This window comes from Caballeronia glathei (assembly GCF_000698595.1).
Classification (GTDB): domain Bacteria; phylum Pseudomonadota; class Gammaproteobacteria; order Burkholderiales; family Burkholderiaceae; genus Caballeronia; species Caballeronia glathei.
In genome coordinates, this window is sequence record NZ_JFHC01000042.1 from 1 (window position 1) to 25,509 (window position 25,509).

At 65.6% G+C, this 25,509-nt stretch carries 18 protein-coding genes and 1 tRNA gene; 9 read left to right on the forward strand and 10 right to left on the reverse strand.

Annotated features, from left to right (window positions below):
• Window positions 1-177: 177 nt before the first annotated feature.
• Window positions 178-1,470 carry a tetratricopeptide repeat protein gene (locus BG61_RS23700; RefSeq protein ID WP_035933726.1) on the forward strand — a complete coding sequence of 431 codons (1,293 nt, stop codon included), beginning with the start codon at window positions 178-180 and terminating at the stop codon, window positions 1,468-1,470.
• Window positions 1,471-1,490: 20 nt separating this feature from the next.
• Here BG61_RS23700 and BG61_RS23705 read toward each other — a convergent pair whose 3' ends face one another.
• From BG61_RS23705 to BG61_RS23715, 3 genes are all read right to left on the reverse strand, one after another.
• Window positions 1,491-4,928: an AAA family ATPase gene (locus BG61_RS23705; RefSeq protein WP_035933723.1), complete on the reverse strand. Its 3,438-nt coding sequence runs from the start codon at window positions 4,926-4,928 to the stop codon at window positions 1,491-1,493.
• Window positions 4,925-6,148: an exonuclease subunit SbcD gene (sbcD, locus tag BG61_RS23710; RefSeq protein WP_035933720.1), complete on the reverse strand. Its 1,224-nt coding sequence runs from the start codon at window positions 6,146-6,148 to the stop codon at window positions 4,925-4,927. Before sbcD ends, BG61_RS23705 begins: the two co-directional genes overlap by 4 nt.
• Window positions 6,149-6,270: 122 nt before the next feature.
• Entirely contained in the window at window positions 6,271-7,149 is an 879-nt protein-coding gene (locus tag BG61_RS23715; protein ID WP_035933715.1) for an AraC family transcriptional regulator, read from the reverse strand.
• Window positions 7,150-7,329: 180 nt separating this feature from the next.
• Here BG61_RS23715 and BG61_RS23720 point away from each other — a divergent pair, with 180 nt between their 5' ends.
• The 3 genes from BG61_RS23720 to BG61_RS23730 all read left to right on the forward strand — a co-directional run bounded on the left by BG61_RS23720 (window position 7,330) and on the right by BG61_RS23730 (window position 10,772).
• Window positions 7,330-7,524, forward strand: coding sequence for a hypothetical protein (locus BG61_RS23720; protein WP_035933714.1), 195 nt, complete (start codon window positions 7,330-7,332; stop codon window positions 7,522-7,524).
• Window positions 7,525-7,528: 4 nt separating this feature from the next.
• A complete protein-coding gene (gene dbpA, locus BG61_RS23725) occupies window positions 7,529-8,911 on the forward strand; it encodes an ATP-dependent RNA helicase DbpA (RefSeq protein WP_035933713.1) in 1,383 nt (460 codons plus the stop codon).
• A gap of 115 nt (window positions 8,912-9,026) precedes the next feature.
• On the forward strand, window positions 9,027-10,772 hold the full coding sequence (locus BG61_RS23730; protein ID WP_035933711.1) for a tetratricopeptide repeat protein: 1,746 nt from the start codon (window positions 9,027-9,029) through the stop codon (window positions 10,770-10,772).
• 142 nt (window positions 10,773-10,914) lie between these two features.
• On the opposite strand, the gene BG61_RS23735 is transcribed toward BG61_RS23730, so the two are convergent.
• The 3 genes from BG61_RS23735 to BG61_RS23745 form a co-directional block, all read right to left on the reverse strand.
• Window positions 10,915-12,276, reverse strand: coding sequence for an MFS transporter (locus BG61_RS23735; protein WP_035933707.1), 1,362 nt, complete (start codon window positions 12,274-12,276; stop codon window positions 10,915-10,917).
• Window positions 12,277-12,419: 143 nt separating this feature from the next.
• On the reverse strand, window positions 12,420-13,352 hold the full coding sequence (locus BG61_RS23740; protein WP_035933704.1) for a 2-hydroxyacid dehydrogenase: 933 nt from the start codon (window positions 13,350-13,352) through the stop codon (window positions 12,420-12,422).
• 286 nt (window positions 13,353-13,638) lie between these two features.
• Window positions 13,639-13,714, reverse strand: a tRNA-Lys gene (locus BG61_RS23745).
• A gap of 237 nt (window positions 13,715-13,951) precedes the next feature.
• Here BG61_RS23745 and BG61_RS23750 point away from each other — a divergent pair.
• From BG61_RS23750 to BG61_RS23760, 3 genes are read left to right on the forward strand one after another with little or no spacing between them, the layout of a single operon-like run.
• Window positions 13,952-14,356: a PaaI family thioesterase gene (locus BG61_RS23750; RefSeq protein ID WP_035933865.1), complete on the forward strand. Its 405-nt coding sequence runs from the start codon at window positions 13,952-13,954 to the stop codon at window positions 14,354-14,356.
• 43 nt (window positions 14,357-14,399) lie between these two features.
• Entirely contained in the window at window positions 14,400-15,266 is an 867-nt protein-coding gene (locus tag BG61_RS23755) for a patatin-like phospholipase family protein (RefSeq protein ID WP_035933700.1), read from the forward strand.
• A 23-nt stretch (window positions 15,267-15,289) separates the two neighbouring features.
• Window positions 15,290-15,766 (forward strand): OsmC family protein, encoded by a 477-nt coding sequence (locus BG61_RS23760; protein WP_035933698.1) that lies wholly within the window; start codon window positions 15,290-15,292, stop codon window positions 15,764-15,766.
• A 10-nt stretch (window positions 15,767-15,776) separates the two neighbouring features.
• On the opposite strand, the gene BG61_RS23765 is transcribed toward BG61_RS23760, so the two are convergent.
• Window positions 15,777-16,793, reverse strand: a complete 1,017-nt coding sequence (locus tag BG61_RS23765) for a D-2-hydroxyacid dehydrogenase family protein (protein ID WP_035933696.1) — start codon at window positions 16,791-16,793, stop codon at window positions 15,777-15,779.
• 502 nt (window positions 16,794-17,295) lie between these two features.
• On the opposite strand from BG61_RS23765, the gene BG61_RS23770 reads away from it, so the two are divergent.
• Both BG61_RS23770 and BG61_RS23775 read left to right on the forward strand, forming a co-directional pair.
• The gene (locus BG61_RS23770) at window positions 17,296-19,167 is read left to right on the forward strand and encodes a phosphoenolpyruvate carboxykinase (GTP) (RefSeq protein ID WP_035933694.1); all 1,872 of its coding nucleotides are present in this window, start codon (window positions 17,296-17,298) and stop codon (window positions 19,165-19,167) included.
• A gap of 317 nt (window positions 19,168-19,484) precedes the next feature.
• Complete coding sequence (locus tag BG61_RS23775) at window positions 19,485-20,609, forward strand: LysR family transcriptional regulator (protein ID WP_035933693.1); 1,125 nt, start codon at window positions 19,485-19,487, stop codon at window positions 20,607-20,609.
• 163 nt (window positions 20,610-20,772) lie between these two features.
• Here BG61_RS23775 and BG61_RS23780 read toward each other — a convergent pair whose 3' ends face one another.
• From BG61_RS23780 to dprA, 3 genes are all read right to left on the reverse strand, one after another.
• Window positions 20,773-23,427: a DNA topoisomerase III gene (locus BG61_RS23780; protein ID WP_035933687.1), complete on the reverse strand. Its 2,655-nt coding sequence runs from the start codon at window positions 23,425-23,427 to the stop codon at window positions 20,773-20,775.
• 161 nt (window positions 23,428-23,588) lie between these two features.
• Complete coding sequence (locus BG61_RS23785; protein ID WP_035933685.1) at window positions 23,589-23,966, reverse strand: thioredoxin family protein; 378 nt, start codon at window positions 23,964-23,966, stop codon at window positions 23,589-23,591.
• 74 nt (window positions 23,967-24,040) lie between these two features.
• Window positions 24,041-25,324, reverse strand: coding sequence for a DNA-processing protein DprA (gene dprA, locus BG61_RS23790; RefSeq protein WP_051672754.1), 1,284 nt, complete (start codon window positions 25,322-25,324; stop codon window positions 24,041-24,043).
• Window positions 25,325-25,509 lie beyond the last annotated feature (185 nt).

The window sequence follows — 25,509 nt, forward strand, 5'->3', positions numbered from 1 at the left end:
ACAGCTATCCGGCTTGCTGTCTGTTCGACGCGAACAGTTGCCGCGAACGCAGGCGCGAGGCGGCCGAAACCCAATCGCGCCGATGCAAGAGAATTCTCAATTAGCGTGACAAGTGATTCTTCCGGCTTCGTCGGCGTTTAGAATTGCCGCCGTTTTGAACAGCCGGAGCAGGACATCATGAAGAAGCTTCGCCAAGCCAACGCGAAGGGGCTGGGTAGCGTGCGCGGGCAGGCGACTCACGCGGCGCAGTTCGCCGAGGTCGCCTCACGGTTCGGCGACGCAATGGCGCGCAGCGACTTCCGCACTGGCGCAAAGCTGGCTGAAGCGGCATTGCGCATCGTGCCGGGACACATGCAGGTGCTCTCCGACTACGCGATGTGCCTGATGCGCACCGGCGCCCACGCGGATGCCTACAGGATCTACACCGACATTCTTCAGGCACCGCCGGCGAGGCAACGTCAGGCGTCGTCGACGTGGTTTCACGGGCTCGTGGAGCTGTGCGGCCTGATGGGAAAGCGCGACGAACTGCGTCGCCACGGCTGGCGAGCGCTGAGCGAAGCGGACGTGATATTCCGGGGATCGGCGCCCGAGCTCGGCGCGGACCTGCAGCCGCCCGTCTTCGACAGGACGAAGCCGCACGAAAACATCATCGCGTTCTCCCTCTTTGGCGCGAATCCGCGATATTGCGAAACGGCCGTCATGAATGCGCGGGTGTCGCGCGAGCTCTTCGACGGCTGGACCTGCCGGTTCCATCTCGACAGCACCGTGCCCGAGCATGTTCATCGGCGGTTGCGCGAAGCAGGCGCGCAACTCGTCGACATGGACGCCGCCGGCCCGAGCCCGATTCACCCGCTGATGTGGCGCTTTCTCGTCATGGAGGACGCGAGCGTCAAGCGCTTCCTCATGCGCGACGCCGATTCGCTGCTCTCCGAACGTGAAGCCGCCGCGGTGGATGCGTGGGTCGCCAGTCCGTACCTGTTCCATCACATCCGCGATTACTGTTCGCACACGGAGCTCATCCTGGCGGGCCTGTGGGGCGGCTGCACCGGCGTCGTCCCGGGCGTCGTCGAAGCGATGCGCACATACTGCGCGGGAGCCGGCCAGGCCAGCGGCCGCTTCATCGATCAGCATTTCCTGCGCCAGTTCATCTGGCCGACGTTGCGCCAGAGCGTGCTGTGTCACGACGAACTCTTCGGCTTTCACGGCGCGCAGCCGTTCCCGTCGCACGCGCCGGTGCGCTGGAAGACGGATCAGTTTCACGTCGGCAGCAACGCGAGCCATCGTGCGATAGGCGGCGCAAGCGAATTGCCCGACGGAGCGTCGCTGCGCCTGCTCTTCTCCGACCCGCAAGGGAACATGCTTTTCGACTATGCATCGACTGTGCGCGACAAGTCCTGGCGGCTGGACATGCCGTTCTTCCTGATCGACGAGCTCCAGGAAGGCCGCCTGCGCGTGCACGTCACGCAGTAGCCACGCGGCCGGGCGAACGATTACCCGGCGGTGACTTCCACGGTCGAAAAGCCCACGCCCACGCTCTTCGCCACCCTGATTTGCAGCGGGATGCGTTCCTTGAGCGCCTCGACGTGGCTGATCACCCCGATCGTCTTCCCGCGCGCGTTGAGCGAATCGAGTGCGTTCAGGGCGATTTCGAGCGTTTCGCCATCGAGTGTGCCGAAGCCCTCGTCGAGGAAAAGCGAATCGATCGAGGTCTTGTGGCTCACGAGATCCGACAGTGCGAGCGCAAGCGCGAGACTCACGAGGAACGACTCGCCGCCCGAGAGCGTGCGTGTGTCGCGCGCGACGTCCCCCTGCCACGTATCGACGACTTCCATTTCCAGTTCGCCGCTCGCCCGGCGGTTCAGCTGATAGCGGCCGTGCAGCTGCACGAGCTGGCGGTTGGCGAGATGGATCAGATGATCGAGCGTCAGCCCTTGCGCGAACTTGCGGTACTTCGCGCCGTCGGACGAACCGATGAGGCTGCTCAGGCGCTGCCACAGGTCGTACTGCGTGCGCTGCGTTTCGATGGATGCGATGAGCGCCTGACGGCTCGAGCGCTGCTGTTCGTCGTGTTTCAGCGCCGCGCTGATTTCGCCTTGCCGCTGAGTCACGCTGCGCAGCGACGCCGCGTGTTCATCCAGTCGCAGTTGCAGTGCGTCGGCCGGCTGATCGGTCTTCGGGTCGGCGAGCAGTTCGGCACGGCGGTGATCAGCGGATGCGCGCAGGGTCTGCGCTTCGGTGAGAAGCTTGTCGAGCGCCGCCTTCAGCTTTCGCAGGCGATCGCGCTCGTCGTGTGAAAGCAGCGCTTGCACGAAGGCTGCCTCGTCTTCGAACGGACTGTGCGCGAGTGCGGCGATCCACGCCGCGTCCGACTTCTCGGCTGCCGCAGCGTCTTCCGAAAGCCGGTGCGTCAACGTCTGCTCCATGCCTTCGAGTACCGTCGCGCGATCGCGCATCGTCTCGTAATTCGAGGCTGCGTCGTTGAAATCGGTTTCCGCGTCCGGCGACACCTCGAACGGCTCCGACAGGAGTTCCGGGCGCGCGGTTTCGAGTGGCCGCCATCGCGCTGCCCACTTTTCCTCTTCGTCGAAAGCGACCTGAAGCGCCTGCCGCGCGGCGTCCGATTGACGAAGCAGCAGGCGGCTTCGCTCGTTCCCCTCCTGCCACGCGCGCCACTCGCTTTCGCGCTGCGCCAGCCACGCTCGCCAGTGCGCCCGGTCGCCCGGGTGCTCGCAGCCCGCCTCCACCACCGATGCGTTCAGCGCCTCCTCTCGCTGCGCAAGCTGTTCCCGCTGTGCGGCGATCGCATCGGCCGCTTCCTTCAGTGACTTCTCGTCGGCGGCGCGCTTTTCGTCGAGCAGCCTCAGATCGTGCGCGCACTGGGTCGAGCGGTTCTCGGCCGCATGCCGTGCCTGCACGCAGCGCTCGATTCGCGCTTTCAGCGCGTCGAGCGTTTCGAGCGTGTTTTGCGCGTGTTTCAGGCGCCCGGCATGTTGCTCCAAATGCGCATCGAGCGCGGCGCGACCGGTCAGATCGGCGTCGAGCCGCGCGCACGACGTCCGCCAGTCTTCCGCATGGGTTGCATCGTCCGTGGTCCACTGATCGACGCGCTTTTGCAGTTGCGCGATGGCTGCCGACGCGGCGTCCATGGCCGACTTCGCCGTGCGTTCCTGCTTGACGAGCGCGTCGAGCGCGGCTTCGTTCGCTTCGAGATCGCGGCGTGTCGCGGATACATCGAGCAATTGATATTCGACGATCGCGGGATGCTCGCGTGAACCGCAGAGCGGGCAGGGCTCGCCTTCGCGCAACGCCGCGCGATGGTCGGCGAGCTGCAGAATGAGTTGTTCCTGTTCGAGCAGCTTTCGCTTGTCGGCAATCCTTTCGCGCAGGGCACGGCAGGCTTCGTCGATGCGCTTGCGTTCCTGGGTGCTGCTGTTCAGTGCGGCGCGATGCCTAGCGAGTTCCGCGATCGCGGCCTGTTGCTGCTTCGCCCCGTGTTCGCGAATTTGCGCGAGATGCGCGAGCCGGTTCAGCGCAACCTGCTCCTGCTGAAGCCGCTCGCAGTGCGCTTTCAACTCCGCCTCCTGCCGGCCATCGAGCACGCGGGACCAGACCGCGCGTTGCGCCGCCTCGACCTGGCGCGCCTCGTCGAGCATTTGCGCTGCTTCGCGCACCACGTTGCGCTGCGCTTCGATGCGCTCGCCGTGCACGCCGATCGCGTGGGACAGCTGACGCTCTTTGTCGAGCGACACGCCGATGCCGTCGAGAAGCTGCTGCCGCGCATCGAATTGCGGGCGCCACGCCGCGATCCACTCCCCGAGCGCCTTCCGATGCGGGTGCTGGTCGAGCGACGCCTGCGCGTCCCGCGCTTGTCCAAGCAATTCGTCGAGCGATGCCTGGCGCGCGGCCGTGATCTGCTTTCGCAGATGAAACGCGAGCCGCGCATGGCGCGCGGTGTCCAGCGATGCGCGCTCGCGATCCGCCTTTGCCTTCGCGAGCCGTTGCGATGTTTCGGCGAGCGCATTGCGCGTGACGCGCATCGCGTCGTGTTGGGCCTTCAGCTTTTCCGCGGGCTCGCTTGCAGCGAGTGCGTCGAGATCGGGCTTCGCGTCAGCCAGCTCCTGAAGGGCGCTCTTTTCGTTCGCGCTTGCCTGCTCGAGCCTTGTCTGCGCCACGGCCAGTTCCTTGCGCCATTGCAGCATCGCATCGGTCGAGCGCTGCTGCACGATCAGTTGCGCCTCCTGCGCGGCGAGCCCTTCCGCTTCCTGCTTCAGCCCGGCAAGCTGTTCGTCGCCGAGCAGCTGCACGCCTTCGGCGCGAGCCTGAAGCGTGTCGAGCGCGGACTTTTCGTCGCGCGTGCGCTCGAACACGTTCTGCGAAATCAACCCGTAGATATCGGTGCCCGTCAGTTCTTCGAGCAACTCGGCGCGCTCGTTCGCCCTCGCTTCGAGGAACGCGGCGAAGCCGCCCTGCGCCAGCATCATCGACTTGGTGAAGCGCCCGAAATCGAGTCCCGTGATCTCTTCGACCATGCGCAGCTTGTCGTTGATCCGCTCCGTGACGATCGTGCCGTCCAGGCGCGCGAGTTCCACCTTCGGCGCCTGCAGGTTGCCGGTGGCCTTGTCGCGTGCGCGGCGCTGGCTCCAGAACGCGCGATAGCCTTTGCCCTTGACTTCGAATTCGACTTCGGCCAAGCACTCGAACGTGTGCCGCGTCATCAATTCGTTGCTGCCCGCGGACACGGTGTCCATGCGCGGCGTGCGGTGATAGAGCGCGAGGCAGATCGCATCGAGCAGGGTCGTCTTGCCCGCGCCCGTGGGGCCGGTGATCGCGAAGAGGCCGTTGTCCCGGAACGGCGGCTGGCCGAAATCGATCTTCCAGTCGCCCTTGAGCGAGTTCAGGTTTCTCAGTCGAAGCGACAGGATTCTCATGACGCCGCCGCCTCGCCGATGCCCGCCACGACTTCCCGATACATCGACGTCAGCTGGCTGCGCGTGTCGTCGTCGAGGGTTTCGGCCTGCAGGCGGCGCGCGAAGACGTCGTCGGGCGTAAGTTCGTTCAATGTTTCCTTTGCCTGCGCCTGCAGCGCGTTCTGCTGCGCCGGGCGTTCGCGCCGGATGCGCAGCACTTCGACGGGAAGCGCCTCCGTCATCTGCTGAATGCGTGCGTGCAGGTCGCTCAGATAGTCGTCGGCGCATACGACGATTTCGAGCCACACGGTTGTGCCTTCCGGCACTTCGGCGGCTGCGGCGCGGATCGCGGCCGCGAGTTCGCCGAGCGACCCCCTGACCGACAGAAGCGGCTGAAAGCAGGGCACTTCGATCGGCGTGACGGCATCGAGCCCGTTGACGGAAACGTCCACGAGCAGCATCTCTTTCTGCTGGCGCGCCTCGTCGAAGCTGAGCGCGATCGGCGAGCCGCTGTAGCGGATATGTTCAAGGCCGCCGACTTTTTGCGGCCGGTGGATGTGCCCGAGCGCGATGTAGTCGGCGGCGGGAAAGGCCGGGGTCGGAAAGGCTTCCAGCGTGCCGACATAGATCTCGCGCACCGATTCGCTCGCGCTCGCGCCCACGGTCGTCAGGTGCCCGGTCGCGACGATCGGCAGTCGGAGGCCAAGCGCTTCGCGCTTTCGCTCGGCGAGTTCGTGCAGCGCGTGATAATGCGCCTGGATGGCCTCCGCAAGCGACGCCTGTTTTTCGCGCGCGCTCTCGCCCGCGATGCTCGTGAGCACGTCGCGCGGACGGATGAACGGAATCGCGCAGACAATCGCGCCGGGTTCACCGTCGCGCGTTTTCATGACCTGCACCTGTTCGTTCGGATCGTCCTGAACGGACGGGATCACGAACGTGCCGAGCAGCGCGAGCAACTCGCGCGATTCCTGCAGCATCGCGACGGAATCGTGATTGCCCGCGAGCACGGTGAGTCCCACGCCTGCGTCGCGCATCGCGAGGATCAGCCGGTTGTAAAGCTCGCGCGCGTAGCTCGGCGGCGCGCCGGTATCGAAGATGTCGCCGGCTATCAGGACCGCGTCGACGCAATGGACCTTCGTCTGCTCGACGAGCCACGCGATCAGCTTTTCATGTTCCGTCTGCCGGGAATGTCCAAGGAAATACTGGCCGAGATGCCAGTCGGAGGTGTGCAGGATTCGCATCGGTGATTGCGTCGGCTGAAGGGCGCCGGGCCTCGCGGCGCGAGACCCGGTTTGCGGGGCGTCGATCGTCGGGTCGTCGGATCGTCGCGGCAAGTTTAGCCGATCGCGGGGGGACGGCCTCGTCAGGGGCGAGGCTTCACTGGCAGCCAGATTTCCGTGACCAGCTCGGTGGGCGGCGTCTCGCGCGGATCGTTGAGATACACCTCGTGCACCGGCGCGTCGCCGGTTTCGCGGCCGGAATGTGGCAGCCATTCGCCGTAGAGCCACTGATAGGCGAAGCACAGCTGCGCATACGGGCCGACATGCGTGAGCACTGCGAAGTCGCCGCCCGCCACTTCCACGCGCGATACCGGCGCCTCGAATTCGATGCCGCGCGGCTGCGCGAGTTCGACACACGCCTGCGAGCGCAGATCGCTTTCGGCGACGGCGTCCGGATCGTCGAAATAGATGCCGAGCCAGCGGGCCTCGTTATCGAGCCGGCCGCGCCTGGCGAGCCAGTGCGAGACCGTCTCGAACGATTGCCCGATATTCATGTACGGACCCCGGTGCTCGACGGCGGCGACCGTGAACGGCGCATGAGTGCGGATTTCGACGGGATGCATGGCTTCACCTCCTGGTCTGGCTGATTCGGGCGATACGGGGCGCCAGAGCGCCGCGCCGCCCTCGTTGCGAAATTGCGCCGGCGGCATGCGATAGCTCGCCTGAAACGCACGCGAAAACGCCTGCACGCTGCTGTATCCCGCGCGCTGGCCGATGGTGTCGAGCGGCGAGGCACTCCGCACTAGTTCGTTCGCCGCGCGATGCAGCCGCAGCCGCCGGACCGTCGCCGCCGCGGTTTCGCCGTAGAACGCGTGATAGATGCGGTGCCAGTGATACGGCGAAAGGCACGCGATTTCCGCGAGGCGGTTGAGATCGAGATCGTCGTCGAGATGATCGTGGATATACTCGACCACGCTGCTCAGACGCGTTTCGTAGAAGCGCTCGTTGAGTTTGTCGTTCATCGCCGGCCCCGGTTCGACTTCGATGGAACAAAGTTAGCACGCTCCCATTTAGCAAATCTTGCGGACTTTGATGCGCGGCCGAAAATCGGCAAGGGGCGCGCGCACGCGTACACTTCGGCATCGAATCTGCAAATATGGCGCGCCGGGCACGGCCGCGCTCAACCCCTCCGCGAAAAGATCATGTTTACCTGTCGAAACCAGCCATGCGGCGCACAGTGGGAACTGTCGGACGTCGTCATCAAGAACGAGGGCCAGGGGCTCCTGTTCCGCTGCCCGCTGTGCGGCGCACGCAACAAGGTGATTCGCCACGACGCGTCCGACGGCACCATCACCTACGAGCAGGACAATTCGGTCCCGCCGAAGCAGACCAACTAGAGCCATGACGACCGATACGTCCTTCAGCAGCCTGCCGCTTTCGCCCGCGATGCAGGCGAACCTGCAACAGCTCGGCTATCTCACGATGACGCCGATCCAGGCCGCGAGCCTTCCCGCCGCGCTCGCGGGCCACGACCTGATCGCGCAGGCGAAGACGGGCAGCGGCAAGACCGCCGCGTTCGCGCTGCCGCTGCTCGCGAAGCTCGATGTGCGGCTTTACTCCGTGCAGGCGCTCGTGCTGTGCCCGACGCGCGAACTGGCTGATCAGGTCACGCAGGAGATCCGCCGCCTCGCGCGCGCCGAAGACAACATCAAGATCCTGACGCTGTGCGGCGGCACGCCGATGCGTCCGCAGATCGCGAGTCTCGAGCATGGCGCGCACATCGCGGTCGGCACGCCGGGGCGCATCATGGATCACCTCGAACGCGGCACGCTCGCGCTCGACGCGCTGCGCACGCTCGTCCTCGATGAAGCCGACCGCATGCTCGACATGGGCTTCTTCGACGACATCGCGTCGGTTGCACGGCAGTGTCCGAAGGAGCGCCAGACGCTGCTTTTCTCCGCGACCTATCCGGAGGGCATCGCCAGGCTGAGCCAGCAGTTCCTGCGCCAGCCGAAGGAAATCAAGCTCACCGAGCAGCACACCGGTTCGAAGATCAAGCAGCGCTTCTACGAAGTCGACGACAACGAACGCCTGCACGCCGTGGGTCTGCTGCTCGACCATTACCGGCCAGTCAGCACGCTCGCGTTCTGCAATACCAAGCAGCAGTGCCGCGACCTGCTCGATGTCCTGCGCGCGCAAGGTTTCGAAGCGCTTGCGCTGCACGGCGAGCTGGAACAGCGCGAACGCGATCAGGTGCTGGTGCAGTTCGCCAATCGCAGTTGCTCGGTGCTGGTCGCAACCGATGTCGCGGCGCGCGGGCTCGACATCGCGCAGCTCGAGGCGGTGATCAACGTCGACGTGACGCCTGATCCCGAGGTCCACGTGCATCGCATCGGCCGCACGGGCCGCGCGGACGAGGAAGGCTGGGCGCTCACGCTCGCGAGCATGGACGAGATGGGGCGCGTCGGCAGCATCGAGCAGGCGCAGGGCAAGGAAGTGGAATGGCATCCGCTCTCGGAGCTTTCGTCCGCGACGCCCGGACATCTGAAGCCGCCGATGGCCACGCTCCAGATCCTCGGTGGCCGCAAGGAGAAGATCCGTCCCGGCGACGTACTCGGTGCCCTGACCGGCGAAGCGGGCTTCGCCGGTACGCAGATCGGCAAGATCAACGTGACCGACATGTTCACGTACGTGGCGGTCGAGCGCGGTATCGCCGACGAGGCCGTGCGCAAGCTCATGGCGGGCAAGGTGAAGGGCAAGAAGGTGAAGGTGCGGCGGATCTGAGACGCGTCGGATGCGAAACACCGCGAAACGCCGCGATTTGATCAGACAAATCCGATAGTTCGGCGCGATGGCCTCGACTAGCATCGACCGGTTTCAATCTACCGATCGATCTGTCATGTCCGACTGCCTCACAGCGTTCCACGTTGCGCTCGACCACCATCACGCCGGGCGTCTCGCGGACGCGGAAGCGGGCTATCGCGGCATCGTCGGAGAGAATCCGGATCATGTGGAGGCGCTGCATCATCTCGGCGTGCTGCTGCATCAGCGCCGGCAGCACGCGAATGCCGCCGCGTTTCTCGACCGCGCGCTCGTGCTCTCGCCGCATTACGCCGCATGCTGGAGCAATCGCGGGCTGGTGGCGGCGGCGCTGGGCGATGCCGAGTTCGCCGTGGCGTGCCATCGGCGGGCGCTCATCGTCGATCCATGGTTCGCGAACGCGCGCAACAACCTGGGCGTCGCCTTGCACGCGCTGGGCCGTTTTGGCGAAGCGATCGACGAGCTTCGGCTCCTGATCGCGCAACAGCCCGATTTCATCGATGCGTACACGAATCTCGGAGCGTCGCTCGCGAAACTGAAGCGCCACGAAGAGGCGCTTGGCGCCTGCCGCGAGGCGCTTGCCCGCGATCCGGCGAATGCCGGCGCGCATTTCGGCGAAGGCAATGCGCTGCGCGAACTGGGCCGTCTCGAAGACGCCTTGCGAAGCCTGCAGCAGGCCGTCGAACTGGCGCCCGGTCACTTCGAATCGCATGTGAACCTCGGCACGACGCTCGGGCTCGGGCGCTTCGCGCAAGCCGAGGCGCGATACCGCCACGCGCTCACCCTGCGCGACGATCCCCAGATCCACACGTGCGTCGGCGCGGCGATCGGCGCGCAGGGGCGCTTTCACGAGGAAGAGGCGCACTACCGGCGCGCGCTGACGCTCGATCTGAATCACGCCGACGCCCAGCACAATCTCGCGCTGCTGCACCTGCGGCGCGGCGAGTTCAGGGAAGGCTGGGCACTCTACGAAACGCGCTGGCGGGCGAGCAAGTACGCGCCGCTCGTCATTCCGGGCGTGCCCGAATGGGGTGGCGAGCCGCTCGCGGGGCGCACGCTGCTGCTCGTCGGCGAGCAGGGGCACGGCGACCAGTTGCAGTTCGTCCGCTATGCATCGATGCTCGAACGGATGGGCGCGACCGTCGACGCCTGGGTGCAGGCGAATATCGCGGAACTGGTGGGCAGCGTGCGAGGCGTGCGGCGTGCGATCGCCGACGGAACGACGCTGGAGTACGACTTCTGGACGCCGATGATGAGCGTGCCCTACCGGCTCGCGGATATCGTTCAGGGCGTGCCCGCCGAGATTCCGTACCTGAGCGTGAGTGCGGCGCGTGTCGGCGCGTGGCCTGCCCGGGTGCGCGGGCTCGCGGGCGCGCGGCGGAAGGTCGGTGTCGTGTGGGCGGGCAGTCCGACGTTCGCCAACGACCGCTTTCGCTCGATGCCGCTCGCCGCGCTCGACGCACTCGTCGAGGTATCGGATATCGCGTGGTTTTCGCTGCAAAAAGGCCCGGCGCGCACGCAACTCACCCATGCCGCGCTGAAGCCGCACGATCTGACCGATCACATTCAGGATTTTGCGGACACCGCCGCGCTCATCGAGCAACTCGATCTGGTGATTGCGGTGGATACGTCCGTGGCGCATCTCGCGGGCGCGCTCGGCAAGCCGGTGTGGCTGCTGCTGCCCGCGAACTACGACTGGCGCTGGATGCTCGATCGCGACGACAGCCCGTGGTACCCCACTATGCGTCTTTTCAAGCAGACGACGCTCGGCGACTGGGAGCCGGTGGTGCGGCGGGTGAAAGAGGCGCTCGCGCGCACGGTTTGACGCAGGCGTCCGCTCGCATCGGCGAGCACCGCTCAGGCCGGCAACGCCGCGAGGACCGGAAACAGCTGGCGCGAGACGCCTTCAGGTGCTCTCGTCGAGCGGAACATCTCCGATGCTTGCGACGGCAGTGCCGTCCGTGTCATTACTCAGCGGCGCGCATCGGCGCCGCGCCCGGGTCGCGCGTCACGAGCCGCAATCCGCTTGCGATGCTCGCCGCACCTGCGAATCCCGCACCCAGCGACAGCGCGAGCGCGGGCCCGTGCTTGCCCGCGATGCCGAAACTCAGCGCGACCAGCGCGGCGCCGAGCGCCTGACCGAGCAGGCGCGCCGTCGCCACGACGCCGCTTGCGCCGCCGCTGCGCTCGCGCGGCGCGCTCGCCATCAGCGCCTTCAGGTTCGGCGACTGGAAAAAGCCGAAACCCGCCCCGCAGATCGACATGCGGATACCGATGTCGAGCACGTGCGGATTGGCGGGCAGCATCGCGAGCGAGACCATGCCCGCGCACAGGATCGCCAGCCCGACGCCGCCGAGCAGGCCCGGCGCATAGCGGTCCGAGAGGCGCCCGGCGATCGGCGCCATCAACGCGACGAGCACCGACCACGGCGTCATCAGAAAGCCGGTTTCCACCTGGCTGCGCCCGAGCACGCCTTCGAAATAGAACGGCAGCGACACGAACGCGAGCCCTTGCGCGGCGAAAGAGCAGATCGCGGTCATCGTCGATAGCGCGAACATCGGGCGCCTGAAGAGATCGACGGGGAGCATCGGCGCCGGGTGGCCGCGTTCGCGATGCAGCATCAGCCCGCCCGCGACGGCCGTCACCGCGAGCGCAGCCAGCACGACGTGCGTCGGCGCGCGCTGGGCCGCCTCGCCGAGCGCGAAGATCAGCGCGGCGAACGTGACGACGTTCAGCGCCGCGGCCACGCGGTCGAAGTCGTGCGGGCTCTTCGGCGTTTTCGGCAGCGCCGGCCAGCCGATCAGGAGCGCGAGCACGCCGACCGGCAGATTCACGGCGAAAAGCCACGGCCAGGTTCCGAGCGACAGCACGATCGACGCCACCGTCGGCCCGACCGCGAACGACACGCCCACGATCAGCGCGTTCAGCCCGAGCCCGCGCCCGAGCCGGTGAATCGGAAAGATCGCGCTGATGAGCGCGGTGTTGACGCTCATGATGGCGGCCGCCCCGACCCCCTGCAGCAGCCGCGCGGCGACGAGCGTCGGCAGCGACCAGGAGAACGCGCAGATCGCGGACGCCACCGTGAACAGGATCAGCCCGCTTAGGTACACGCGCCGGTGCCCGATAATGCCGCCGAGCGCCGCGAGCGGCAGCAGCGTCGCGACCATCGAGAGCTGGTAGGCGTTGATGATCCAGACCGACGCCGCGGGCGTCGCGTGCAGATCGGCGGCGATGGCGGGGAGCGCCGTGTTGGCGATGGCGGTATCGAGCGTGGCGAGCGCTACGGCGAGCAGCATCGCCGTCATGCCGCGGCGCTCGAGCGGCGTCATTGGCGCGTCGGGGTCGCGCGGGGCAGTGCTGAAGGTGGTCTGGGTCGACACGGGCGTGATCGCTTGAGCGGCATTAAGCAGGTATTGAATCCGACACGATACGGGAACACGCGATTTTTCGCAGACGACCCCCGCGGAGGCTTTCAAACAGGTGTCAACACCGGCTGGCCGGAAAAGTGACGCGTCGCGTTTTCGACGAAAAGCGCGGCGGAGGCCGCCATCGCTTCCGGCGAACGTCCACCGACGTGCGGCGTCAGCACGACGCGCTCCGAATCGATCAGAAGCGGGGGTGGCGACGGCTCGCCCTCGTACACGTCGAGCCCCGCGCCCGCGATGACGCCGTGCGCGAGGGCGTCGGCGAGCGCGGCCGTATCGACGACACTCCCGCGCGCCACGTTCACGACGTATCCCTGCGGGCCGAGCGCTTCGAACACTTCGGCGCCGATCAGGTGATGCGTCGCCGCGCCGCCGGGCGTCGCGATCACGAGATAGTCGGCCCAGCCGGCGAGCGCGATGACGGAATCGAAGTGGGCGTAGGGCGTGTCCGGCTGCGGGCGGCGATTGTGGTAGCCCACTTCGGTATCGAAGCCGAGCGCGCGCCGCGCGACCTTCCGGCCGATATTGCCGAGGCCGACGACGCCGAGCCGTTTGCCCGAGAAGTTCGGCTGCATGGGCAGTTCGTCGCGCCAGACGCCTGCGCGGCAGGCGCGATCGAGGAACGGAACGCGGCGCACGGTGGCGAGCAGCAGGGCGAAGGCGTGATCGGCGACGCAGTCGTCGTTCGTGCCTGCGCCGTTCACGACGACGATGCCGCGCGCTTTCGCGGCGTCGCGGGCAATGTTTTCGTGGCCGGCGCCCAGCGCGCCGATGAGTTCGAGGTTGGGCAGGCGGGAGATTTCGTCGGGGGTGAGCCCGGTCGTGCCGTTGGTGAGCACGGCGCGGATCTGGTCTGCGTGTTGCGTAATCGCGTGGTCGCGCGAGGTGGGCGTGGGGGCGTCGACGATCTGGAAATGGGCGGCGATCGCGGCGCGGTTTTCAGGGGGCAGGGGGATCAGGACGAGGACGGTGGGTGGCATGGTGGCTTCGGGACTGGATTGGCGGGTGTCGCAGCGCGCGGGGCCGCCGCTGAGTCGATGAAGCTGCGGAGCCGGCGTCAGGCTATTGTGCCGTGACGAAAATGCCGGCGTGTGGAGTGGGCGGGAGGTGGGTTTGCAGGCATGCGTGCGATCCGTGCATTCGAGCGTTCGTTCGGGATCGCGGAGCGGCGAATTTGCCGCTTGGCTCTGCACCGGGATTGCAGGCAGCGGCGTTCGGAAAGCAAAAAGCCCAGTCCGTGGACTGGGCTTTTTGCTTTGAATTTTCTGGTGGGGCGTGAGTGACTCGAACACTCGACCTACGGATTAAGAGTCCGCTGCTCTACCAACTGAGCTAACGCCCCGAAAAACTGAATCCGAATTATAGCGACATATTTCTTCGTCGCGCAAGCCCCCTGTCGCAAAAAGTTTCTCGAAGACCGCCCTGAGATGCGTGCCGGAACTGGCACCGGCCGGTCGTGTATCCCGAAAACGAGCTTGCGAGCCGTTATCATGGCGAAAGCCTCGGGCTGCCGTTCGGTTGCGCCGAATCCGCGATCACGAAGCGACTACGAAGAAACCACGACGAAATCACGAGAGACATGGACAAAACCGCCATCCGCGCACTTCTAGACAGCGTTCTGGCTCCGTGGGTGCGCGAGTTGTCGCTGGCCCCCGAGAGCACGACCGACGACACCGTCACCCTGCGCCTGCCGCACGCCGACAAGCTGCGTCACGCGGGTGGCGTCGTTTGCGGACAGGTGTTCATGGCGGCCGCCGATACCGCGATGGTTGTCGCGATTTCGCACGTGCTGGGCGGGTTCCAGCCGATGACCACTGTCTCGCTGAACACGAGTTTCATGCGCCCGGTAAAGGCGGGCGATGTGCTCGTCACGGCGAAGGTGCTGCGCCGCGGCCGCAATCTCGTCTTCGGCGAGATCGAGCTGCGCGACGCCGAGGGCGAACTCGCCGCCCACGCGACAACGACCTACGCGCTGCTGGGCTGACCCGGCCGCACGACACGCACCCTCAACGAATCACAACGCTCAAATGTTCGATCAAGTCGTATTCGCGGGCGGCGGCAACCGCTGCTGGTGGCAGGCCGGCTTCTGGGACGTGGTGCAGCCGGAGCTGAACCTGCGCCCGCGCATCATCACGGGCATCTCGGCGGGCGCGGCCACGGCCTGCATGCTCTACACCAATCGCGCCGACTGGGTGATGGACTACTACTCGCACGCCCTGCGCGACAACACGAAGAACGCCTACTGGGGCAACCTGCTGCGCGGGCAATCGGTGTTTCCGCACTATCGCATCTACCGTCAGGCGCTCCTCGACATCTTCCGCGACCGGTTCGCGACCCTCCAGACTGCGCCGGAAATACGCATCGGCGTGTCGCATCTGCCGCGCTGGCTCGGCGCGCGCAGCGCCGTCGCGGCGGGCCTGATCGCGTACAACATCGAAAAGTACGTGCGCAAGACGCTCCATCCGACGCTCGGTCAGGCGCTCGGTTTTCATCCCGAATTCGTGAAGGCGCAGGAATGCGCGACGGTCGAAGACCTGGCCGACCTGATCCTGCAATCGTCCAGCACGCCACCGTTCACTCCGGTCCTGCGGCGCAACGGCCGCCCGGTGCTCGACGGCGGCATGGTCGACAACGTGCCGGTCAGCGCGCTCGATACCGCGCCGGGCCTCGTGCTCGTGATGGTCACGCGCCTTTACCCGCGGCCGCAGATGTTCGTCGTGCCGCACGGCGGGCAGCAGCGCGTCTACGTTCAGCCGTCGCGCAAGGTGCCGATTTCGAGCTGGGATTACACGAGTCCGTCGCAGATGCAGCATGCCTTCAACCTCGGCCGCGCCGACGGCGAACAGTTTCTCACCCGCGTGCCGGAGCTGATGCACGCGGCGGCCCACATCTAGCACCCGGAAAACAGGAGCACACCGTGGCGAAGAAGCATCACTACACGCTGACCGTCGTCTGGACGGGCGATCAGGGCTCGGGCACCTCGCGCTACGACGCCTATTCGCGCGACCACCTCGTGCGCGTGCCGAACAAGCCGGCCATCGAAGCGTCGAGCGATCCGGCGTTTCGCGGCGACCCCGCCCGGCACAACCCCGAGGAGCTGTTCGTGGCGTCGCTGTCGTCGTGCCACATGCTCTGGTACCTGCATCTGTGCGCAACCAGCGGCATCGTCGTGACGGGCTACTCCGACGAGGCGCTCGGCACGATGGAAGAGACGGCGAAAGGCGCGGGCCGCTTCACCGATGTCCTGCTGCGCCCGCACGTGACGATTGGCGCGGGCGGCGACGTCGAACTGGCGACGCGGCTGCATGAGGAAGCGCACCGTTTCTGCTTCATCGCGAATTCGGTGAATTTCCCGGTGCGCTGCGAACCGCACATCGATATCTCGACGCTCTAGGAAGGTACTCCTAGCGCCGCCGTCCGCCCTGCAGCGCATCCGGATTGGAGACGCTCGACGTGTCGCCGGCGTTGAAGGCGAGGATGTTCTTGAACGCGGCGCTGAAGTAGAGCTCATAGCTCTCGCGCTCCACATACCCGATATGCGGCGTGCAGATCACGTTCTCCATGCGCAGCAGGCCGTAGCCCTGCAGGATCGGTTCGCTTTCGTACACGTCGATCGCGACCATGCCGGGGCGGTTGTGATGCAGCGCGTTGAGCAGCGCGTTCTCCTCGAGCAGCTCGGCGCGGCTCGTGTTGACGAAAAGCGCCGTAGGCTTCATGCGCATCAGGTCTTCCTGCTTGACGATGCCGCGCGTGTCGTCGTGCATGCGCAGATGCAGCGTCAGCACGTCGCTCTGTTCGAACAGCGCTTCGCGGCTTTCCGCGACGTTGTAGCCGTCCTCGCGCGCGGCGTGCTGCGAGTGCTCCCGGCCGAAGATCAGCACGTTCATGCCGAACGCCTTGCCATAGCCCGCCACCATCCTGCCGATCTTGCCGTAGCCCCAGATGCCGAGCGTCTGGCCGCGCAGCACCTGGCCCAGGCCGAAGTTCGGCGGCAGCGCCGACGTCTTCAGCCCCGACTGCTGCCACGCGCCCTGCTTCAGGTTCGCGACGTACTGCGGAATGCGCCGGTGCGCCGACATGATGAGCGCCCAGGTCAGCTCGGCGGGCGCGACGGGCGATCCGGTGCCCTCCAGCACGGCGATGCCGCGTTCGGTACAGGCGTCGATGTCGATGTGGCCGCCGCCCGCCCGGCCGGTCTGGCTGATCATGCGCAGGCGCGGAAGCTTGTCGAGCAGCTGCGAGCTGATGCGCGTGCGTTCGCGGATGAGTACGAGGGCATCGACCTCCGACAGTCTGCTAGCCAACTGTCCGAGACCGCGCACCGTGTTATTGAAGACCTTCACCTCGTGGTCATCGAGCAGATGGAAACAATCCAGCTTGCGGACGGCGTCCTGGTAGTCGTCGAGGATGGCGATTTTCATGGGCATTGATTGGCTTTTGTTGGGCATCAAACGTGCTGCCGACTGCTATGGAAGGAAAATAGACGCGCTAACTTCGGGTAATTACCAATAATTTCGGCGAATTTCCGTTATTGCGCTGCGTCAAAGAATCCGCTGGGCGGGATGTTATGCTGGAACTCCCATTTTTACCGGTGCGGGCGAATGGAACCGTTAAAAGGCGGTCCAAATGCGCAAATGCCGGTAAACCCCGTAATCGTTGAGGAGACAAGGCACTTTAGTATCTCTTTTTAACAGTTTGTTCCGTGCCGACGCAAGCCGCGATTCCAGACGGCCGCGGCCGACAAACCGTATTGCCCAGGACGCCTGTGCCCCGCTTCGCGCAACGCCGACCGACCGATGTTTCGTGTGACGAATGCCGCGAGACATCGCGCAGGAGTCGCCGCGTCGAGCGCGAATACCGCCTCTCGCAGGCAGCGTCGATGGGCGCGACCGTTTTCATCCTTAGAAGAACGGAGACAGCTCGATGAATCAGCCCGCAGTCGTAGTCGAACAGAACAACAACGCCGTCGAAATCGATGCCCCGGCGTATGTCAGACACCGAAAACTCATCGACTGGGTCCAGCGCGTCGCCGCGCTGGCGAAACCGGCCCGCATCGTCTGGTGCGACGGAAGCCAGGCGGAATACGACCGCTTGTGCGATCAGATGGTTTCCGCCGGCACGCTCAAGAAACTCAACCCCGCCAAACGCCCCAACTCCTATCTTGCCTGTTCCGATGCGTCCGACGTCGCCCGCGTCGAAGACCGCACCTTCATCTGCTCGAAGCGTCCGGAAGACGCGGGCCCGACGAACAACTGGATCGATCCGCAGGAAATGCGCAGCACGCTCGACGGTCTCTTCGACGGTGCGATGCGCGGCCGCACGATGTACGTCGTGCCGTTCTCGATGGGGCCGCTCGGCTCGCCGATCGCGCATATCGGCGTGGAGCTCTCCGACAGCCCGTATGTCGTCACGAACATGCGGATCATGACGCGCATGGGCCGCGCGGTATACGACGTCCTCGGCACCGACGGCGAGTTCGTGCCGTGCGTGCATTCGGTCGGCGCGCCGCTCGCGGCGGGGCAGAAGGACGTGCCGTGGCCGTGCAACGACACGAAGTACATCGTCCATTTCCCCGAGGCGCGCGAAATCTGGAGCTTCGGCTCGGGCTACGGCGGCAACGCGCTCCTCGGCAAGAAGTGCTTCGCGCTGCGCATCGCCTCGACGATGGGCCGCGACCAGGGCTGGCTCGCCGAACACATGCTGATCCTCGGCGTGACATCGCCGAAGGGGCGCAAGTATCACGTGGCGGCGGCGTTCCCGTCGGCGTGCGGCAAGACCAACTTCGCCATGCTGATCCCGCCCGAGGACATGAACGGCTGGAAGGTGACGACGATCGGCGACGACATCGCCTGGATCAAGCCGGGCCGCGACGGGCGTCTTTACGCGATCAACCCGGAGGCGGGCTATTTCGGCGTCGCGCCGGGCACGAGCGAAAAGACCAACTTCAACGCGATGGCGACGCTCAAGGCGAACGTGATCTTCACGAACGTCGCGCTCACCGACGACGGCGACGTCTGGTGGGAAGGCATGACCGACACGCCGCCCGCGCATCTCATCGACTGGCAGGGCCGCGACTGGACGCCGGAAATCGCGAAGAAAACCGGCGCGAAGGCCGCGCACCCGAACGCGCGCTTCACGGCGCCGGCGTCGCAGTGTCCGTCGATCGATCCGGATTGGGAGAATCCGGCGGGCGTTCCGATCGACGCGTTCATCTTCGGCGGCCGCCGCTCGAACACGGTGCCGCTCGTCACGCAGGCGCGCGACTGGAAGGAAGGCGTCTACATGGCGGCCACGATGGGCTCGGAAACCACGGCGGCGGCCGCAGGCCAGGAGGGCGTCGTGCGACGCGACCCGTTCGCCATGCTCCCGTTCTGCGGTTACAACATGAGCGATTATTTCGGCCACTGGCTGAAAATGGGGGAAAAACTCGACGCATCGCGCTCGAATCCACCGAAATTCTTCTGCGTCAACTGGTTCCGCAAGGGCGACGACGGCAAGTTCGTCTGGCCGGGGTTCGGCGAGAACATGCGGGTGCTGAACTGGATCATCGGCCGGATCGAAGGGTCGGCGAAGGGCGAGGAGCATGCCTTCGGCATCTCGCCGCGCTACGAGGACATCGACTGGGGCGAACTCGATTTCACGCGCGATCAGTTCGAGAAGGTGATTTCGGTGAACGACGCGGCCTGGCGCGACGAGCTGGCGCTTCATGAAGAATTATTCATGAAGTTGCAGCACGGCCTTCCGGACGAGTTGCCGGAGGCCAAGGCCGGCATCGAAAAGCGTCTCGCGGCGTAATGGATTAACCCTGCCAGCCGAATCAATCCCCAATACCGGGTTCCGCGCACGCGGACCCGGCTGTGGGGTGCAAATAACCCGCCAAAACTGGCGCGGCCAGCTTTTCATAATTACGCCCGCTTACATAATGCACACATAAACGTTGTGCGAAACGCAACAATCGGCGATCTTTCACCTTACTAGGGCGTAAACCCGAAAACTTTCATCGAAAAACCTGTAAGAACTGGCAACTTCTGCACGATTTCTCAAGTCCTAGGATAATTCTGCATTGCAATGAATCAGAATTTGAAGTCCGCTTTTGCGGCAGGAGTTGTCCCATGGATCATTTGCAGTCGATGAAAGTATTCGTCCGCGTTGCCGACCTCGGCAGTTTCGCCCGGGCAGCCAGCGCGATGGATATCTCGAACGCGGTGGCGACGCGCCACATCGCGGACCTCGAAGGGCGCCTCGGCACGCGTCTGCTCAACCGCACCACGCGCAGCCTGTCGCTCACCGAGTCCGGCCAGGTCTATCTGGAGCGCGCCCGGCAGATTCTCGACGATCTCGAAGACGTCGAGCAGATGGTGGTCGCGCGCAATCACGAGCCGGTCGGTTCGCTACGGATCGTCGCGCCCGTGGTGTTCGGGCTGCACAACCTCGCGCCGGTTCTGCAGACCTATGCACAGCGCTATCCGAAGGTCATTCCCGATGTCACGCTCGTCGACCGGCAGGTCGATCTGGTTGAAGAGGGGTTCGATGTCGGCATCGTGATCGCGCGGCAGGTGAGGAGCGCGAGCGTGGTGACGCGGCGTCTGACGACCGGCTGCATGACCGTGTGCGCCACGCCGGCCTATCTGGAGAAGCACGGCACGCCAACGCGCCCCGAGGAACTGCTCGCGCATCCGTGCCTGAGCCTGCCGTCGGAATACTGGGGCGACGAGCGCGTGTTCACCGGGCCGGACGGCGAGGTGCGCGTGCGGCCGTCGAACGTGATCGTCGCGAACAATACCGAGATGCTGCGCCAGTTCGCGCTGCTCGGCATGGGTATCGCGATCCTGCCGAGCTACCTGATCGGCAACGACACGACCCGCGGCCGGCTGGTGCGCCTGCTCTCGGACTACCGGCTGCCGCAGGTCGAGATCAACGTCGCGTATCCGAGCCGCCGTCATTTGCCGGCGAAGGTGCGCACGTTCATCGATCACCTCGTCGAGCACTTCAGCCAGACGCCGAATCATCAGCTCGGCGAGCAGTGGATCAAGGACGGGATCGCCAAGCCCGGCGCGCCCGCGATGAACGACGACGGCAGTTCGGGGTCGCTCGTCGCGCACTCGGCCTATGCGGAAGCCGAGGACGAGCCGCAGCCGGTCGCGGCGGCGGCACGGTCCATCGACGGCGAACTCGGGCCGAAGCTCGCCAAGCCGTCGCGTACGCGTCCGCGGATGCCGGTGCATTCACCGTTCTGAATCCTGGGCGGTTGTCGTTTTATTTGCGAAGGGCCCGATAGCGGGCTCTTTTCGTTCGGGTTCGCTGAAATCATGGAGCGAAAATCACCCGCACGAGCGCCCAAGCGAAAAAAAAGCCCGTGCATCGTTCACGGGCTTTTTGCCTGACAAACGTCCGGCCGGATCAACCGGCCTTGCGGGCGACTGTCTTCCTGGCTGGCGCTTTCTTCGCGGGCGCCTTCTTCGCTGCGGTCTTTGCTGGCGCCTTCGCCGTCTTCTTGGCGGCGACCGCGACATCGCCGTCGCTCGCTTCGTCCTCGCCGCTTTCAGCCGGCGCAGCCGTGGTGGCGCCCTTCACCGCCGTTTTCGCGCCCGGTTTCGGCTCCTTCTTCTCGAACTCGAAGCCGATCTTGCCGTCCGGCTGCTTGACGAGGAACGCCTTGAAGTTGCGTCCGGTCCGCGACGACTTGAAGTTCGTCAGCAAGTCGGTGCGGCCTTCTTCGAGCAATTTTGCCATCTGATCCCGCGCGATTTCCTGCTGCAGGATCACCTTGCCCGAGCGGAAGTCGCACGTCTTCGGATTCGACACCGAGTTCTCGCAGACATAGCTCATGCCGTGCTCGTACACGCGCGACCGGCATTTCGGGCACGTTCCAACGGGCGTCTGCTCCGAAAAGTCGGGCGGTTCGCCGTCTTCGCCGCCGCTGTCCTGGCCGAAGTCGAATTCGAGCTTGAAGTTCTTGATCTCGTCGTCGAACGAGAGCTTGAGAATTGCCGAGAACGGCCGGCCCATCTTGCTGCGAAAGCCCGACAGCGGCCCGATCGTCTTTTCCCTGAGCAATTCCTCAACTTCCGGAATCTCGAACTGCCGCCCGCCCGGAATCTTCGAGATCGAGAATTCGCATTTCGTGCAGGCGAAGCGGCGATAGTTTTCCTTCACCTGGCCGCTGCAGTTGGGACACGGCGTTTCGAGCGTGGCGTAGTCGCCGGGAATCGTGTCGGAGTCGTATTCCTTCGCGCGCTTGACGATCGTCTGCGTCATGCGGGCGATTTCCTGCATGAACGCGTCGCGGTGCAGGTTGCCGCGCTCCATCTGCGACAGCTTGTGCTCCCACTCGCCCGTCAGCTCGGGCGCGGTCAGTTCCTCGACGCCCAGTCCACGCAGAAGCGTCATCAGCTGGAACGCCTTGGCGGTCGGAATCAGCTCGCGCCCTTCGCGGATCATGTATTTTTCGCCGAGCAGCCCTTCGATGATCGCCGCGCGCGTCGCGGGCGTGCCGAGACCCTTGGCGGCCATCGCCTCGCGCAGCTCCTCGTCTTCGACCAGCTTGCCCGCGCCTTCCATCGCCGACAGCAGCGACGCTTCGTTGTAGCGCGCGGGCGGTTTCGTCACGAGCTGGTGCGCGGCGACCTTCTCGACATCGACCTTTTCGTTCTTCTGCACCGGCACGAGGTTGGCGTCCTCGCCTCCGACTTCCTTGCCGTACACCTGCAGCCAGCCCGGCTCGACGAGCACCTTGCCTTCCGTCTTGAAATGATGGCCAGCGACTTCGGTGATGCGCGTCGTGACCAGATATTCGGCCGCCGGGAAAAACACCGCCAGAAAGCGCTTCACGACGAGGTCGTAGAGCTTCTGCTCGGGTTCGGACAGCGACTTGGGCGCCTGCAGCGTCGGGATGATGGCGAAGTGGTCGCTGATCTTCGAATTGTCGAAAATGCGCTTGTTCGGTTTCACCCAGCCCTTGTCGAGCACCTGTTTCGCGTGCGGCAGGTAGTTGTTGCTCTCCTTGAGCATCCCGAGCGTGTCCTTCACCGTGGCGAGGTAATCCTCCGGCAGCGCGCGGGCGTCGGTACGCGGATAGGTGAGCACCTTGTGCTTTTCGTAGAGCGCCTGCGCGAGGCCGAGCGTGTTCTTCGCCGAAAAGCCGAAACGGCCGTTGGCTTCGCGCTGGAGGCTCGTCAGGTCGAAGAGGAGCGGCGACATCTGCGTGGACGGCTTCGCTTCTTCCGTGACGGTGCCGGTCTTGCCGCGGCAGGCGGCGACGACGGATTCCGCGGCGGCAAGGCTCCAGAGCCGCGAGTCGCGCTGCTCCGGATCGTTCTCGGCGCGCTTGAATTTCGGGTCGAACCAGCGGCCTTCGTAGATGCCCTTCGCGGCGACGAACTCGGCGCGCACTTCCCAGTAGTCGCGCGGCACGAAGCGGCGGATCTTTTCCTCGCGCTCGACGACGATAGACAACGTTGGCGTCTGAACGCGGCCGACGGTCGTCAGGAAGAAACCGCCGCCCTTGCTGTTGAACGCGGTCATCGCGCGGGTGCCGTTGATGCCGACGAGCCAGTCGGCCTCCGAGCGGCAGCGGGCGGCGTCGGCGAGCGGCTGCATGTCGGCGTCGCTGCGCAGGTGCGCGAAGCCTTCGCGGATTGCGGCGGGTGTCATCGATTGCAGCCACAGGCGCTGCACCGGCTGCTTCGCCTTCGCGTGCTGCGCGATCAGGCGGAAAATCAGCTCGCCCTCGCGCCCGGCGTCGCAGGCGTTGATCAGGCGGTCGATGTCCTTGCGTTTGAGCAGGCGCGTCAGCACTTTCAGGCGCGATTCGCTCTTCGCGATCGGATTCAGGTCGAAATGCGGCGGAATGACGGGCAGATTGGCGAAGCTCCATTTGCCGCGCTTGACGTCGTATTCCTCGGGAGCGGCGATTTCCAGCAGGTGGCCGACTGCGGACGAAAGTACGTAGTCGTCGCTTTCGTAGTATTCGTCATGCTTGGTAAAGCCGCCCAAAGCGCGTGCGATGTCGTTCGCGACGGAAGGCTTCTCGGCGATGATCAGGGCTTTGGACATGACTCAATATAGTTGGGGACTGGCATCGGCCCCGGTTTGGGACCCTTTAACGACCGCTTTATAGCACACGGTACGCGGGGCGCGCGCCCCACATCCGATAAAAGCGGCCGTTCACCGGCGAACGCAACGGCTTCCGGACCCGCGCCGCCGACGCGGTTTTCTTATGCGGCGACGAGCGCGGGACGCAATTTCGGCGCGCCCGCCATATTCGGCAGCGCGGTCAGATCGACGAGCATCCGCGCGACGATCGAAACCTGGGGCAGCACCGTACCGAAAAAACGGGTCGTGATCGAGTCTTCGATCAGGATGGTCGGAAAGTTTTCGACATCGAGATCCTCGAAGCGATCCGCCTGGCTCTCGATGTCGATCCACGCGAAGCAGATCTCCGGGTGCGCGTCGGCAAGCCGGTCGAAGCCCTCGCGATAATCGCGGCAGGTCCCGCACCATTCGGCGCACAGGCAGGCGACGAACAGCGTATCGGGTTCGCCGATACGTTCGGCGATCCGCTCGGCGTCGGTGTCGAGATTGAGCGCGGGCATGGTTCCTTGGTCGTCTTTTCGCGTGCAGGTCGCTTTTACTGCGGATTTTTCAGCGAATGTAGCATGACGTGGCGTCACGAGCGTTCGACGCGCACGAAGCGGCCTCCCGGCAACGTCTCGATACGGCCTGCCAGTTCGAGTTGCAGCAGCAGGCCCTGCAGCGCCGCGCCCTCCAGTTCGGTGCGCGAGGCGAGGATTTCAAGCGTCGCGGGAGCGTGGCCGAGCGCGGCTAGCACCCGTTCGGCCTCCGGGCTGTGTTGCGCGGGCGCGACGCGTGCGGACGCCCAGGACGCGGTGGCGGCAGGCGGTGGCGACGAAACGGCGCTGCCCGCACGGGTAGCCGACGCGCCGCCGCGCGCGCTGTTCGAGACACCCTGGCGCGAGCCGCCGGCGCTTTTCTCGACAGTCGGCGCCGGCGCCAGACCGAATTCCTCCAGCACCTCTTCGGGTGTTTCGACGAGTTTTGCGCCTTGCTTGATCATCCGGTGGCAGCCGCGCGACAGCGGCGCGTGAATCGATCCGGGAATCGCGAACACATCGCGCCCCATTTCATTCGCGAGCCGCGCGGTGATCAGCGACCCGGAGCGCATTGCTGCCTCGACGATCAGCACGCCGCCGGCGAGCCCCGCAATCAGCCGGTTGCGCTGCGGAAAGTTCGCTGACCGGGCCGGCGTGCCGAGCGGCCATTCGGAGACGATCACGCCGTGCGCCGCGATTTCGTGCGCGAGCGGACGATGCTGGGCCGGATACACGAGATCCGCGCCCGTCCCGATCACCGCGACCGTGCTGCCGCGTCCTTCGAGCGCGCCGCGATGGGCCGCGGCGTCGATGCCGAACGCAAGCCCGGAGACGACCGCCAGCCCGGCGTCGGAGAGAGCGTGCGCGAAGCGGCGCGCATCCTCGATGCCCTGCGGCGTCGCGCTCCTGCTGCCGACGACGGCAACCGAGCGCGTCTGCAGCAATTCCGCGCGACCCTTTACATATAGCAGCGGCGGCGGGTCCGGCATCGTGAGCAATGCGCGGGGGTAGGCGATGTCGGCGAGCGTCAGGATGTGGTTGCCCGGCATCGACATCCATTCGCATGTGCGCGTGAGGTATTCGTCGAAACTGCCCGCCTCCACGCCCTGCGGCGGCGCGAGCACCGCATTGGCGGCCGCTTCGCCCGCAATCGCGGCGAGCGCGCCGAACGACTGGGCCAGCACCGCCTGCGGGGAGCCGAATTCGCGCAGCAGCGTGCGCAGCGCGAGCGGCCGCAGGCCGCCTGCGTTCGCGAGCAGGAGCCATGCGCGCAGGTCGTCGGCGGGCGCGGGAGCCACGTCCGGCGCGGCAGGGGCGGTCAGCAGGGCGTCAGTCGACATGTTAAGATTTTCATATTCCGAAACACAAAAAAGTCGTCGTCCGGCAGCGTTCCCGACCGGCTGACAAGGCGTCGCCGCTCGCGTGCGGCGTTGAATCCGAGCGATTCAGCCGCACATCTTCCGCATGCCGGAACGCATTCGCAACCTGGCCGAATGGCCGACTTTCGCGCGCCGAGGCGTGCGTC